The 12,514-nt window shown below is 57.2% G+C and carries 15 protein-coding genes; 5 read left to right on the top strand and 10 right to left on the bottom strand.

What is annotated here, in order from left to right:
- Positions 1 to 95: 95 nt before the first annotated feature.
- The 8 genes from A8B82_RS22800 to ectA form a co-directional block, all read right to left on the bottom strand.
- A complete protein-coding gene (locus A8B82_RS22800; protein WP_067297862.1) occupies positions 96 to 287 on the bottom strand; it encodes a helix-turn-helix transcriptional regulator in 192 nt (63 codons plus the stop codon).
- 79 nt (positions 288 to 366) lie between these two features.
- Positions 367 to 981, bottom strand: coding sequence for a hypothetical protein (locus A8B82_RS22795; RefSeq protein ID WP_138069854.1), 615 nt, complete (start codon positions 979 to 981; stop codon positions 367 to 369).
- Between the two features lie 61 nt (positions 982 to 1,042).
- The gene (locus A8B82_RS22790) at positions 1,043 to 2,230 is read right to left on the bottom strand and encodes a tyrosine-type recombinase/integrase (protein WP_067297857.1); all 1,188 of its coding nucleotides are present in this window, start codon (positions 2,228 to 2,230) and stop codon (positions 1,043 to 1,045) included.
- 521 nt (positions 2,231 to 2,751) lie between these two features.
- Positions 2,752 to 3,309 (bottom strand): hypothetical protein, encoded by a 558-nt coding sequence (locus A8B82_RS22785; protein ID WP_067297856.1) that lies wholly within the window; start codon positions 3,307 to 3,309, stop codon positions 2,752 to 2,754.
- Positions 3,310 to 3,371: 62 nt separating this feature from the next.
- Entirely contained in the window at positions 3,372 to 4,793 is a 1,422-nt protein-coding gene (locus A8B82_RS22780) for an aspartate kinase (protein WP_067297854.1), read from the bottom strand.
- A 1-nt stretch (position 4,794) separates the two neighbouring features.
- Positions 4,795 to 5,196, bottom strand: a complete 402-nt coding sequence (locus tag A8B82_RS22775; RefSeq protein WP_067297851.1) for an ectoine synthase — start codon at positions 5,194 to 5,196, stop codon at positions 4,795 to 4,797.
- Between the two features lie 4 nt (positions 5,197 to 5,200).
- Positions 5,201 to 6,487, bottom strand: a complete 1,287-nt coding sequence (gene ectB, locus A8B82_RS22770; protein ID WP_067297848.1) for a diaminobutyrate--2-oxoglutarate transaminase — start codon at positions 6,485 to 6,487, stop codon at positions 5,201 to 5,203.
- 43 nt (positions 6,488 to 6,530) lie between these two features.
- A complete protein-coding gene (ectA, locus tag A8B82_RS22765; protein WP_067297845.1) occupies positions 6,531 to 7,061 on the bottom strand; it encodes a diaminobutyrate acetyltransferase in 531 nt (176 codons plus the stop codon).
- A 241-nt stretch (positions 7,062 to 7,302) separates the two neighbouring features.
- Between ectA and A8B82_RS22760 the strand changes: the two genes are divergently transcribed.
- Positions 7,303 to 7,785 (top strand): MarR family winged helix-turn-helix transcriptional regulator, encoded by a 483-nt coding sequence (locus A8B82_RS22760; RefSeq protein ID WP_067297842.1) that lies wholly within the window; start codon positions 7,303 to 7,305, stop codon positions 7,783 to 7,785.
- Between the two features lie 147 nt (positions 7,786 to 7,932).
- On the opposite strand, the gene A8B82_RS22755 is transcribed toward A8B82_RS22760, so the two are convergent.
- Complete coding sequence (locus A8B82_RS22755; protein WP_067297840.1) at positions 7,933 to 8,436, bottom strand: A24 family peptidase; 504 nt, start codon at positions 8,434 to 8,436, stop codon at positions 7,933 to 7,935.
- A complete protein-coding gene (locus A8B82_RS22750; RefSeq protein ID WP_067297837.1) occupies positions 8,433 to 9,299 on the bottom strand; it encodes a helix-turn-helix transcriptional regulator in 867 nt (288 codons plus the stop codon). Before A8B82_RS22750 ends, A8B82_RS22755 begins: the two co-directional genes overlap by 4 nt.
- 323 nt (positions 9,300 to 9,622) lie before the next feature.
- Here A8B82_RS22750 and A8B82_RS22745 point away from each other — a divergent pair, with 323 nt between their 5' ends.
- The 4 genes from A8B82_RS22745 (at position 9,623) to A8B82_RS22730 (ending at position 12,505) form a co-directional block, all read left to right on the top strand.
- Positions 9,623 to 9,820: a Flp family type IVb pilin gene (locus A8B82_RS22745; RefSeq protein ID WP_067297834.1), complete on the top strand. Its 198-nt coding sequence runs from the start codon at positions 9,623 to 9,625 to the stop codon at positions 9,818 to 9,820.
- Positions 9,821 to 9,939: 119 nt separating this feature from the next.
- Positions 9,940 to 11,400: a pilus assembly protein TadG-related protein gene (locus tag A8B82_RS22740; RefSeq protein ID WP_067297832.1), complete on the top strand. Its 1,461-nt coding sequence runs from the start codon at positions 9,940 to 9,942 to the stop codon at positions 11,398 to 11,400.
- On the top strand, positions 11,397 to 11,882 hold the full coding sequence (locus A8B82_RS22735; RefSeq protein WP_067297830.1) for a TadE/TadG family type IV pilus assembly protein: 486 nt from the start codon (positions 11,397 to 11,399) through the stop codon (positions 11,880 to 11,882). Before A8B82_RS22740 ends, A8B82_RS22735 begins: the two co-directional genes overlap by 4 nt.
- A complete protein-coding gene (locus A8B82_RS22730) occupies positions 11,879 to 12,505 on the top strand; it encodes a TadE/TadG family type IV pilus assembly protein (RefSeq protein WP_067297828.1) in 627 nt (208 codons plus the stop codon). The genes A8B82_RS22735 and A8B82_RS22730 overlap by 4 nt, the downstream gene beginning before the upstream one ends.
- The last annotated feature ends 9 nt before the right edge of the window (positions 12,506 to 12,514 follow it).

Here is a 12,514-nt window from a genome sequence, read left to right as displayed (position 1 = left end):
ATCCACAAAGGCGCTGGGCGTATGTCGGGGGAGTATCGTGGAAGATATATTCTCGCTCGATCCGCCTGCACCTTTGCAGAAGGGTTGAGCGGGTCTTACTCCGCATTTGCCGCGATTGCGGCGTCGATATCGGCTTCCACCCAATACAGGCGTCCCCCGAATTTGATGGGTTTGGGCAATCGGCCCTGTTCAATATCCCTGTAGAGACTGGTCCTTCCTCTGCCGCCGAGCTTGGCCTGCAGTTGGCCAGACGAAAGATAAACAAGCGCTTCACTTTTCTCAGGCATCGTGGTGCTCCTTTTTCGGTGCACCAGACATAACCGATAAGTACCATCGGCAACGAAAGAGGGGTTCGATAAAAGCCCTCTAGGGACGCTGCCTCTTTACGCCGAGGTCAAACAAGTACTTGTCCCGCATGTAGTCGGTTGCAGCATCACACCGCTTTCGGAACACCGTATAATTCTTGTGCTTTAGCCAATCTCGCACGGTGTTGAATTTGAATGGGTGATCAAACTCACTGGCAAGGTTTGCCATCAAGTCGGCAGCGCTTTCTTCTGGCTCATGGTCCTTTCTGACAAGAGGTAGCCCGAACATCTCATGAGCCGTTTTGCAACCGGAGTATATTTGCCAGCGAACAAAGAGGTTCGTGTTTCCGCCACCTTGCTGTTTTGGTCTGGGGACCGTTCCATTCAGCATGCCGACCGCAAACGCCCGAAGCTTTATTGGTAGAGGCGCGGAGTTCCAAACGTTTGCTGCAACCACCTTTCGAGCAGCTTCAAACGCATCAACACTGTATGTTGCTTGCTGGACTAGTAGGAGCGCGGCCCGATCAGTTACACGATAGTATATCTGCTGTGGATTCGGATTGACGATTTCGATGCCGCTTGTGAGCCTAAGGCCCACATCAACCATGGATAGCTTGCTCCATTCCTCCAAGGGTATGCCAGCGCGCTTTTCGAGCTCCAAGGCGAGCTCGGTCATATAGGTCCACGCTTGCTGATAGGCGGTCTCACCAGAATGCGGATCGAATAGGGGCGCGTTGTCATCCAAACTTGAAAACCCCCGTATCAGTCCGTGTCAAAGCTTGACCCCAATGCTCCATCAGTGCCCTCCGCCGTTCCAGAAAATCCGTGCGGCGATAGCTGCGCTCAACCGATCCGCCCGTCACATGGCCCAGCGCCGTTTCGGCCACGTCATGCGGCGTGTTGGTGGTTTCTGCCACCCAATCGCGGAAACTGGAGCGGAAACCATGCGGGCGCTCAACAAGCCCCCGGCGTTCCATAAGCTTCGCCATGGTCATGTCGCTAATAACACCTTTCCGCACCCCCGGAAAAAGAAAGCCATCGCGGGCGAAAGGCTTGGCCTGTGCAATGACTTCCTGCGCCTCACTGGACAAGGGCACCCGATAGTTGCTGGTGGCGTCCTTGCGGCCTTTCATGGCCTCTGCCGGGATTGTCCAGATATCCCCGTCAATCTGGTCAAGGTGCAGGTGCCGCAAAGGCGCGCTACGAACGGCAGTCAGGATAAGCAGGCGCAACGCCAGTTCGGTGATGCTGCCGCCGTCTAGCGATTGATAGAAAGCGGGCACGTCTTGCCATGGCATCGCGGGGATATTCTGCGCCTTGTGCCGCTGCTTTCCCAAGAGTGCCTTGGCCTTTTCGGTTGCTTGCAGATCCACGTCTAGACCCAGCGCCGCCGCGTGACGCATGCAGATGGAAAGCCGGTTCATGGCCTTGCGCGCGGTATCGGCTTTTGAGTGCCAGATGGGGGCCAGCGTGTCGCGAATGTCCCGCTGGTCGATCTGCGAAACAGGCATCTTGCCCAGCTTGGGCAGAACGTGAATTTCAAGAGGGCTGAACCACCGCCCCGCCTTGCCATCGCCTTTCAACTCCGCCTTGCGGCTTTCGAAGGCATCCAAAGCCACATCGCGAAGAATGTGCATGTTGCGCTCCGCTGCCCGCTCCAGCCGTTCCCGTTCCTTGATGGCATCCTTACCGCTCCGAACCACCGCCCGCCATTTGTCTGCCTCCAGCCTCGCGGTCTTGAGCGATACGGCGGGATACGCCCCAAGGCCCATTTCATGCCGTCTGGAAAAGAGGGTGTAGCGATAGAACCATTGCGCACCGCCGTCCTGCCGCTTGTGAAACCAAAGCCCAGCGCCATCGGCATACTTGCCCGGCGGCTTGGCCCTGAGTTCGGCATTGGTCAGCTTGTTATGAGGGCGCGCCATTTCTATCCACCTTTTCAACCACCCCCAATATATAGGGTATGGTGGTGCAGGATGGAACAGGGTGGGACAGGAATAACCTTATTATTATGGATTTATGCCAAACTGCGGTATGCCATGACACCCCAAGATATAGGGTTTGGATGCCTCTCCTGGGCACCACTTTTCCGGAACATAGATGACCATAAGAGCTCAAAATCGTTGATGATTTTCAGCTCTTTGCAGCAGCAATCTGAACATCGTGAATCACCCGATACCCCCAGAAAACCATCGAATGGAGGTATCGTTGGGTGTGCTCCGCCCCAAGCGCGAGGTTGATACCCCCGACGCCACCAACGGACCCATAGCGCTTCGCGTCGAACCAGAATCACCCAACGCTGCCTGAAATCATAGATTCCAACGCATTACGTGATACTTGGTGTCTTATGTATTTCGTCAGACGCGTTAGGCGGCAGGTGGTGATTCAAGGTAAACGCGAAGCGCTTTAATGAGATTCTCCTGCCAAGGCGACCAAGAAAACAGCGTCATCTTTGGGAAACGATCACCATTTTCTCGATGATCTCGTCGAATTCCCCGGCCTCAGTCAAGAGATACAGTTTTTCGAGTGTCGGCAGCAAGTTTACCTCGGCACCGATACGAATTACAGGGTTCTTGCCCTTCACACACCAAGTGCGCTCACCGAAATTCAACCTCAAGCGCAGCTCACCATCCTGTTCGTACCACCAAGCTTCGGGGGCGACGTAGTCAAGCTCTCGTCCCATGACGTCATCGCATTTGACGAATTTCTGGCTTGGATAGCGATAGTCAGGGTCGTGCGCCAATGCGATTTGGTGTGTCAGGCCGCCCAGAAAGATCTGACGCCAGGTCGCCATTTTTTCCTGAATCATTTGATGCCGATGTTCAGGATCGAATGTGCGCGGCTCGCCCACTTTTTCGACAAAATCTATGTCTTGGAGTTTGAGATCGCCATCCGGCGTGTGGAGGGACCCCGAGTCTGCGCTGTCGATGTTTCCTAGCGCGAATGAAGCGCCAGTTTTGGCAGACTGGTCAACCTTGTTTGATGGCTGTGTCGAAGTGTGCATCTTATTCTCCTGTTTTCTATATGGCTGGGGTCGATATCCGGGCCCGCGAGGATGTTCACCCTCTAGGCGGCCGCTGATAAAGTCCTGTTCTGAGCAGGCGGGATCAGAGCGTTGTGCAGGACGGCGATTGTCTTATCCAAAGCGCCGTTTTCCACGACAAACTGCACATCGACACTCCTTGGCCCCTGCGATGCGCCGACTGCTTCGAATCCCGCTTCAGCGATGGCCAGCAGTCCACGGCTGAGGATCGACAGCCCGCTCAAATCACGGCCAATCACCGATGCGATCGCCAACTTTCGCGATGTGATGCTCGCCGCCGGATAAAGCCGCTCAAGCTCCTTTTCCACGCGGCGCAAGACCTTGAGTGAGGAATCGACATAATGTGTGATCGTGTTGGCATTGGATGTCTTCGACACGATCCGCACGTCGTGGCGTGTCAATGACTCGAGGATCGCGGCGTCATATCCCTTCACGCCGACCATGTCCTGTTCGAACAGTTCCAGCGCAATGACATCGAGCCCCGTCACGATTTCGGCCGCCGACGTTTTGGCCGGCTGGTCGTCAATCAAAGTGCCCGGATCACCGGGGTCAAAGGCATTGACGACGCGCAGGGGCACATCGGCTTGTCGCAGCGTCTTGGCGGCTTTGGGGTGGATCGCCTCCATCCCCATATTCGAGAGCTGGTCAGCCACGTCATAGTTGGTGTGGCCGATCTTTTTCGCCTCGTCCGCCCCGACGAGCCGCGGGTCTGCTGAGGACAGATGAAATTCCTTGTGGATGATGGCTTCTCGCGCGCCGGTCAAAGCCGCCAGACGCGAAAAGGTAACCTCGGAATAGCCTCGGTCGAATTCGCGCATCAGGCCTTCGGCGCATTGCGCATAGCCCGTAATGATCGGCAGTTCGGTGCTTGGATCAACATTCGCCATGGCCCCCAGGATACGGGTGTCCAAATTCACCTCGCCTTCGTCACGCCACCCGGACAAATCGACAAACCGGGCATTGATTCCGATACGGCGTAGTATCAGCGTTGCGACAAAGGCGGAATGCGCCTCACCCAAGCCGGACAACAGTTCACGGATCTGCATCAGATGGGTATCAAGGCGGAAATGTCCGTAGGAACACAGCCGCTGCAAGTCGATCAAGCAGCTGCGCGCGCCCTCAATGCGGTCCTGAACAAACGCTGTGGCCTGTGCGATATCACCGGGATGATCCAGCACCTTCTCATGAACAGCGATCATCGCATCAAGTGCACGGCTCAGTGCATCATGCCAACCGTGGCCATCATCTGCGTTGGAAAAGGCTGAATAGACGCCGGCGTCACCTGTTTTCTTGTGTTCCAGAAGCAGGTTGGTGATGCCGCCAAAGGCAGAGACCACAAACATGCGCCCATAACGAGGACTGCCCGCTTCTAGAAAAAGTGTATCACACAATTCATCGAGACGGGACATGGAAGTCCCGCCGATCTTCTCCACAGTGTGGGTCATATCAGGCCTCAGCAGTCTCTGGTGCGGCATAAGATCCATCCTCGCGATGCACTTCAGTGCCCGTCACAGGCGGGTTGAAACAGCATGCCATGACCAGCTCTTCATCGGCGCGCAGCCTGTGGCGGTCATGCTTGTCGAGCGCATACATCACACCCGGCTTGATGTGATGTGTTTCGCCCGTTGCTAGATCGGTGATCGAGCCGGTGCCCTGCATGCAGTAGACGCTTTCAAAGTGGTTCTTGTATTCGAAAGTGTGCTCTGACCCTGGTTCCAGAAAAGTGATGTGAAAGGAGAAACCCATCCCATCGCTGGCCAACAGCATACGGACACTCGACCACTGCGCATCGGACACCACGCGCTCGCGTTCGGATTTTATTATCTCGTTGAAATCCCTGACAATCATGATGTTACTCCGCGGCGATCTTTGTGTTGACATCGACGCTTTGCGCAGCATCGATGAGGATGTTCAGACCCTTTTTCAGTGTCTGCTCGGGGATGGTCAGGGCGGCGAGGATCTTGACCACCTCGTCGTTCGGACCAGAGGTTTCAACGATCAGGCCGTTCTGAAAGGCGCGCGCGCATATCTCACCGGCCAATTCACCAGAGCCCACATCGACACCGCGCATCATCCCGCGCCCCTTCAAGTAAGCGCCGGGCACCATAGCAGCGATGGTTTCGAGCCCCTCTTCGATCAGAGCTGCCCGGTTTTTGATCTCGCCTTGCAACGCATCATCAGACCAGAACTTCTCAATCGCCACGCGGGCTGTGACGAAAGCATGGGTGTTGCCACGGAATGTACCGTTGTGCTCTGCGGGGCCCATCACGTCATGTTCGGGTTTGACCAGCACCAGCCCCATGGGCAGGCCGAAACCGGAAACGGATTTCGCCAGGGTGACAATGTCCGGGCTGATGCCCATGTCATCAAAGGAGAAGAAGGTGCCTGTCCGACCACAGCCCGCTTGAATATCATCGACGATCAAGAGTGCACCGTGCTCCGCTGCAAGCGATGCCACGCGGGCAATCCACTCGGGGCTGGCGGCATTCAGCCCGCCTTCGCCCTGCACGGTCTCCAGCAGGATTGCGGCGGGTGCATCCATACCAGAAGACGCATCGTTCAGCATGGCTTCGAGCAAGTCAGCCGTGTCAAACCCTTTGCCAATATAACCGTCGTAGGGCATGCGCGTGACATTGTTCAGCGAGGTGCCTGCACCGCCTCTGTGGTAGCCGTTTCCTGTCGCGGCCAATGCGCCCTGTGTCACGCCATGAAAGCCGTTGGTGAAGGCGATGACATTAGTGCGGCCTGTCGCTTTGCGTGCCAGCTTCATCGCCGCCTCGACCGCATTAGCACCAGTCGGGCCGACAAACATCAGCTTATGGTCCATCTGGCGCGGCGCGAGGATATGCGTCTCGAAGGCTTCGATAAATGCACGCTTGGTGTCGGTGTACATATCGAGCCCGTGGGCGATTCCATCGGACGAGATATGTTCAATCAGCGCGGCTTTCATGTCCGGGTCGTTGTGCCCGTAGTTGAGCGATGAACAGCCCGCCAGAAAATCGATATACGTGCGACCGGATGTATCGGTCATCTCTGCGCCCTGCGCGGTGGAAAAGACGGTGTCAAAGCTGCGGCAGTAGCTTCGAGCTTCGGATTCGCGACGTTTGAAAATAGGCATTGTTGAGGTTTTCGTAGACATACGACCTCCTTCAGTTTGTTAGCGGAAAGGGGTTGAGCTTGCGTCAGGCCGCCTGGGCCATCGCTTTGGTCAAAGGAATTGTCACAAGGTGCTCTGTCTTGTGCTGGTTCTGGAAATGCAGCGCTTGGGTGTAGTACGCCTGCGCGTCCAGCTTGCTGCCTTGGATCTTGCCGAACTTTCGGAACAGCGCCCACGACGCCTCATTATCGGCTGTAATGGTGGTTTGGAGCCGAGTGACCTCGTCACAGGCGTCGCGGTTCGCAATGGCTTGCAGCATTAGCGTCCCAAGCCCGGTACCGCGCGCCTTTTCGGATACAGCAACCTGCCAGACAAAAAGCGTCTCTGGGTCGTTTGGCATCACATAGGCCGAAACCCAACCAACCACTTCGCCCTTGAGCTCTGCCAGGACACAGGTTTCTGCAAAATGATCACATTGTATCATGTTGCAATACATCGAGTTTTCGTCCAGCGGCTGGCAGCTCTGCACCAATTCCCAGATCGCAGCGCCGTCTTTGGCCTGCGGCATCCGCAGGTTGGGAATACTGGCTCTGGCAAGGTCTCGGGGATGCTGCATTTTTTCTGCTCCTATGATGCTTAGCTAAGCTAAATAACACCCTGCAGAAAATAGTTCAACAAGCTAAATATAACCTCAAATATAAGGCTATAATGGCTACTTTTAAAGGGACATGGCACGACCTAACCATTTGTATAACTAACTATTTCTTATCAGATATTCTTTGATAACCTCATCATGTGGCGCTTCACAAAAAGCGCAATTTCATCTATTCTTAGCTGACTGAAGTATTGGAGGTTTGATGGACCGTATCGACACGAGCCTTATTGCGCTGCGCCGCATTCTGCGCGCAACAGAGATCTTCGGTCGCGAAATCAAACAATCCGCTGGGGTCACACCCGTCCAATTTCGTGTACTGCAGATCATTGGAGAAACAGGACAGGCGACCGCCAAGGCGATCTCGGAGCGCACGCGGGTTAGTCAGGCAACGGTGACTTCTCTCGTGGACAAGTTGGTGCGCGATGGCATGGTGCTTCGTGAGAAATCGACCTACGACCGTCGACAGACCAATATCCACCTAACACCAAAGGGGAAGCAGACCTTGATTGACGCTCCCGACCCCCTGCAACAACGTTTCGTGCGCAAGTTTTCCGCACTCGAAGATTGGGAGCAAGCCATGATTGTGGCAAGCCTCGAGAGGGTTGCGACCATGCTGGACGCCAAAGACCTTGATGCCTCTCCGGTCCTTGATGGGGGCGATATCAAGCACTTTGAGGGAAACTGAGGCGACGACGGACACCTCAATGATTCCCGTTTCCAGGGCGACACTTGCCGAAAATTCCGCGTGATGCCGCTTTCATTCTCTTTGATTCTCCTCGCGATGGAGATCAGCGATCGCAGCTTACATCAGCGTCCGGGGTTCTGGGGGCGTTCAGGCGCCGAAGGCCAGCGTCAGTTTTTCCCCGAAGGTTGCAAAAGCCAGACCGGCCATGCCGATGCTCAGCCCCAGGGGGAACCGTCCGTGGTCACGCAGGCTGTGCCAGCGGGTTCGCTTCGGGTCCGCCAACCGCCGCATGACCATCAGCCCCAGCACGCCCAGTACAATCCCAACCGAAAACAGCAGTCCAAAGACCGGCAGCGCCGCGGTCGGGATCAGCAGTGTCAGAGCTGCCATCAGTTTCACGTCGCCGCCGCCCATCAGCCGCGCGGCAAACAGCGCCAACCCCGCCCCGAAGACAGCCAGCGCCGCCAGCAAGCGCCACAGGATTTCAGACAGGGGTTCAGTCAACGGCAGGCTGACGACCGCAACAATCAGGAACAATCCTACCAGAACGTTGGGAATCCGCATCAGTCGCAGATCATAGAGGATCACCGCAATCAGCAACGGGGCCACCAGCCAGGCAACGGGCACGTCCATATTCCCCAGCGCCGTCATTCAAGCAGACCCTGCGGATCGTTCACCAGCGCGATCAGTTCCACCTGACCGCCGGTCTGGGTTTTGGAGTATATGTTGCGCAGATGTGTCCGCACCGTGGGCACCGACAGGCGCAGTGTTTCACCAATGTCCTTTGCCTTTTGTCCGGTCACCAGCAACTGGCAGACCCGCTGCTCCGCCCGGCTCAAACCACAAGGGTTGTTGCTGCTCAAGATACTGGATGCCGCGGCCTGTACCGCCGGTGCGCGGCTCCTGAGGTTTGACAGAATAATTCTGGTAATCAGCCCAGGGGCCCGCAGGGACCATGCTTCGGCCAGTGCCATCATAACAAGCGTTGACGGTACTTCGGGGCTGGTGACAGGTGCCCTGTCGTACATGATTTCGAAAACGTCGAGTTGATCGGGTCGGTCTGCGAGAACCACAAGAGCAACATCAATGATTTTCGTGCACGCATCCCACTCGTCGGCGGCATCGCTTTGGGCAAAGCTTGCCTCCTGTCTGAGCTCGCTCAGTTTCATGATCGTACCTGGCACGATTGCTTCGTTCCGGGTGGCGCGCAGGTATTTTGCCAGGGTCCCCACGCTCTTTTCCGGGCCAAAGCTCTCGCCCTGCCGCGCGGATGCCGCGATGTGCACGGCGCGGTCGTCCTTGAAACGATAAAAAGAAATGTTGCGGGCCGAAAGCAGGCGCGTGAGAACGTCGATCACATCCCCAAGTGGCGCGTTCCCTGAAATCGCTGCGTGCCAATCGTTGAGCAGTCCGAAACTGCAGGCAATCCGAATTTGCGTATCCGTCGCACCGTGAAAGGGAACGAGATCGGTTCGGTCTTTGACGTTGTACCTGTGCATTGCGGTCTCCGGCATGTGTACCCCCGTCCTGACGGTTGTCGGGGTGTTGGCCCCACCGACCATCCAAATGTGGCGAAAATTGGGAACACAACCCCGTAAAAGCCGACAATTCTGCTGCCTATATAGTATCGTGACTTCCTTGCATCGCAGGCCCCTATTGGAACGCGAAATCACCGCATTCTGGGCCGAACAGCCCCGAAATGGCCTTGAACACTCATCGCCCTGAACGATGTGTTAACCAATAAGCTTGGGTAAATTTCCTTTCATCGACGGCCCAACCGGACCGCGGGCCATAATGATTTCGGCCACTTTCGGCCACTTTTAAAGGAACCAAGTAGATGACGAATACCCTGAAGAAACTGATCGCCCGGCTACAAAGCTGTGACGAGGGTGCGACCCTTGTTGAGTACGGTATCGCACTGGGCATTGCCGTCAGCGTCGGTGCTGGTGCCCTGCTGACCCTGGGTGGCGACGTGAACACCAAGTTCAGCGACGCCAAGGATGCCGTGAACCAGACGGCGCCTGAATCCCCATAATACGTTTCCCATCTGACCTCACTGTTGAGGCGCGCCAATCACTGCCGGTTTCGGCCCAGGATTGGCGCGACTCCCCCTTCCGCAAGGAATGTTTAACGATTTAACGAAGGTGCCTCCCAATGACTCTGGCTGCGACACTCGAACGCTTTCGCAAGAACGAGCACGGGGGCGTCCTTTTGCTTTGGGCCGTTTGCGTCGTCATGATTCTCGGCTTCTTTGGCCTGATCTTTGACACGGGCCGCATGGCGGCCACCCAGTCTGAACTGCAGTCTTATGCAGACAGCGTTAGCCTTGCCGCGGCCGCCGAACTTGATGGAAAATCGGATTCGATAGCCCGCGCCACTTCAGCCGCTTCCGGCCTGATCACGGATTCGCAGACCTTTGGCGACGGCGCGCGCACACTGGATTTCGCAAATGATGTGACACTTGTGTTCTACAAGCCCGGCACAGACGGCAAATTCCAGCGCTCTGCCGCGCTTGAAACAACCAACAGCTATGCCGCCCGCTTTGTCGAGGCCCGCATCCGCGACCGAGATGTCAGGGCCGCTGTCGCAGCCGCCTTCAGTTCCCTCACCGGAGAGACCACGCCCGACAGCAACGTGAACGCCAGCAGCGTCGCGGGATTTTCGCTTGAGGCCTGCAACGTGGCCCCTGTCGCCATGTGCCTGCCCGCCGTCGACTTCGACGCAGCCTCCAACATTGGCAAGACACTGGAGGTCAAACTGGACGTAAACGTCAGTCGACTGATCCCTGGCCAACTCAGAGCGGTGCATACATTGACCGACTCCCTCGACGGGTTGGAGATCTGCGCCGGTCTGCTGGGTAGGTCCCTTGCCGCTTGCCTACTGGCTTCACGCCAGCCTGAAACCGCCTGTGCCGGTGGCGGCGGGCTGCATATCACCGCAGATGTGTCTGCCAACGACCTGGCCAACGCAATCAACACAAGGTTCGACAAGTTCAGCGGGATCGCTTCGGGTTTCCAGAACAACCCCGACTTCAGCGCCGCGCCCAATGTGCTGACCGGCCTGCTGAACGCAACCGGGCTCTGCCTGCCGGTGGGCAACCTGCTTGGTCTTGGCAATGCGGACATTGGCCTGCCAACCGACGATTGCCTTGCCACAGGCGGGTGTTCAATCCAGGGAAATGGCGTGTGGGATGCCGGGCGCTCCGCCTATATCGAAGCGCATTACGACGGCGAAGATCCCCATCCGGAGGCGCAAACGCGCTTTGAATTCTATCAGGCCGAAATCGAAGCCGCCATCGAACTGGAAGGCACGCCCCTGCTTGGTGCCGTTGGTGGCCTGTTGGGCGGCGTGGTGTCCGAACCCGGCATGTGCGCCCCGCAGGCAAACAAAGACGTAAAGCGCCGCTTGATGGTTGTGGCAGGCATTGACTGCCTGTCGGCGGAACTGGACGCCGCCGTCACCGTGCCGCCGGTGCAGCAATTCTTTGAGGTCTTCACCCTCGGTCCTGCCGAGAACGGATTGCTCAACGTCGAGATTACCGCCTGCCTTGGCGGGAATTGCGGCGGCGGAAACCTGGATACCGAAGTGGTTGACGTGGTGAGGTTGGTGGAATGATCCGCATGCCCCTCAACTTCTTGCGTGATGAAAACGGGGCCGCGCTGGTCGAATTTGCAATGCTCCTGCCCACTTTGTTCCTGTTCGTCGGCCTCTGTGTCGAGGGCACGCGCACTTACTGGTCCTATCAGACCACGATCACCGGCGTGCGCGACGCAACCCGCTACCTCAGCAGGGTTGTGGACCATGACGTGTGCCTGAATGGCGGCTCGATCAGCGTCTGGGACGACAAGCTGACAGAAATCGTGCGCACCAGCCAATCGGGCGAAGGCATGTTTCCACGCGCTGTTTCGATCAGCGGCGTCACCGCCACGCTGGACTGTCAGGATTCCGGCTTTCGCGGCGGGGTCACCGGCGTGGCCACAGTCAGCGCCAGCCTGCAGATCGGCGTGCCCTTCGCGTCGCTGTTCAAACTGGCAGGTATCACCGCGAAATCCGTCGATGCACAGGTCACCGACAGCACAAGGATTCTGGGCCTGTGAGACTATTCCCCCAGATATGCCTGCCCCGGTTCGCCCGCGAAGAGGACGGCGCGACACTGGTCGAATTCGCCGTGGTGCTGAGCATCTTCCTCTTCATGATTTTTGCATTGATCGACTTTGCCCGTCTGGGGTTTTCCAATGTGATGGCGGAAAAGGCGACAGAGAAAGCGGTGCGAATGGCCGTTGTGCACGCGCCAGCCTGCCCGAATGTGCCACGGGTCAATCAGCGCGGGCTGATCGGCGTCGTATCGCTGGACCTGCCCAACGGGACGTCCTGCAACGCCCGCGCCGGACTGTGCCGGAACGTCAGCACCATTTCCTGCAATGGCTCGCTGGACAATCCGACCGCCTCGCTGATCTGGAACCGGGTCAGACCGCTGCTGCCCAATACCGCCAGGCCCGAGAACCTGCGCTTCAGCTATACCTTTGATCGCAGCCTGAACCGCGTCGCAGCCGCCTATATGCCGGTCGTCACCGTCGAACTCGCCTCGCTTCGGTTCGATTTCATTTCACCCCTCGGTGCGCTGGCGGATTTCGCCAGCAATTCAAGCGGCAGCACGCTGGGCGAAGGGTTCACCTTTCCCGCTATGAGCGCATCGCTGCCCGCAGAATCCATCAACTAGGAAGTCACC

Origin of the sequence: Sulfitobacter sp. EhC04 (genome assembly GCF_001650875.1) — a bacterium.
Taxonomy (GTDB): domain Bacteria; phylum Pseudomonadota; class Alphaproteobacteria; order Rhodobacterales; family Rhodobacteraceae; genus Sulfitobacter.
The sequence above is the reverse complement of the archived record's forward strand: the minus strand, read 5'-3'. Positions and strand labels throughout refer to the sequence as shown.

What these genes read in the sequence shown, in the direction of transcription:
- A8B82_RS22760 (WP_067297842.1), top strand. Translation starts at nt 7,303, where the DNA reads ATGGACCGTATCGACACGAGCCTTATTGCGCTGCGCCGCATTCTGCGC.
- A8B82_RS22785 (WP_067297856.1), bottom strand. Translation starts at nt 3,309, where the DNA reads ATGCACACTTCGACACAGCCATCAAACAAGGTTGACCAGTCTGCCAAA.
- ectB (WP_067297848.1), bottom strand. Translation starts at nt 6,487, where the DNA reads ATGTCTACGAAAACCTCAACAATGCCTATTTTCAAACGTCGCGAATCC.
- A8B82_RS22800 (WP_067297862.1), bottom strand. Translation starts at nt 287, where the DNA reads ATGCCTGAGAAAAGTGAAGCGCTTGTTTATCTTTCGTCTGGCCAACTG.
- A8B82_RS22775 (WP_067297851.1), bottom strand. Translation starts at nt 5,196, where the DNA reads ATGATTGTCAGGGATTTCAACGAGATAATAAAATCCGAACGCGAGCGC.
- A8B82_RS22750 (WP_067297837.1), bottom strand. Translation starts at nt 9,299, where the DNA reads ATGCCGGAGACCGCAATGCACAGGTACAACGTCAAAGACCGAACCGAT.
- A8B82_RS22755 (WP_067297840.1), bottom strand. Translation starts at nt 8,436, where the DNA reads ATGACGGCGCTGGGGAATATGGACGTGCCCGTTGCCTGGCTGGTGGCC.
- ectA (WP_067297845.1), bottom strand. Translation starts at nt 7,061, where the DNA reads ATGCAGCATCCCCGAGACCTTGCCAGAGCCAGTATTCCCAACCTGCGG.
- A8B82_RS22790 (WP_067297857.1), bottom strand. Translation starts at nt 2,230, where the DNA reads ATGGCGCGCCCTCATAACAAGCTGACCAATGCCGAACTCAGGGCCAAG.
- A8B82_RS22740 (WP_067297832.1), top strand. Translation starts at nt 9,940, where the DNA reads ATGACTCTGGCTGCGACACTCGAACGCTTTCGCAAGAACGAGCACGGG.
- A8B82_RS22745 (WP_067297834.1), top strand. Translation starts at nt 9,623, where the DNA reads ATGACGAATACCCTGAAGAAACTGATCGCCCGGCTACAAAGCTGTGAC.
- A8B82_RS22735 (WP_067297830.1), top strand. Translation starts at nt 11,397, where the DNA reads ATGATCCGCATGCCCCTCAACTTCTTGCGTGATGAAAACGGGGCCGCG.
- A8B82_RS22795 (WP_138069854.1), bottom strand. Translation starts at nt 981, where the DNA reads ATGACCGAGCTCGCCTTGGAGCTCGAAAAGCGCGCTGGCATACCCTTG.
- A8B82_RS22780 (WP_067297854.1), bottom strand. Translation starts at nt 4,793, where the DNA reads ATGACCCACACTGTGGAGAAGATCGGCGGGACTTCCATGTCCCGTCTC.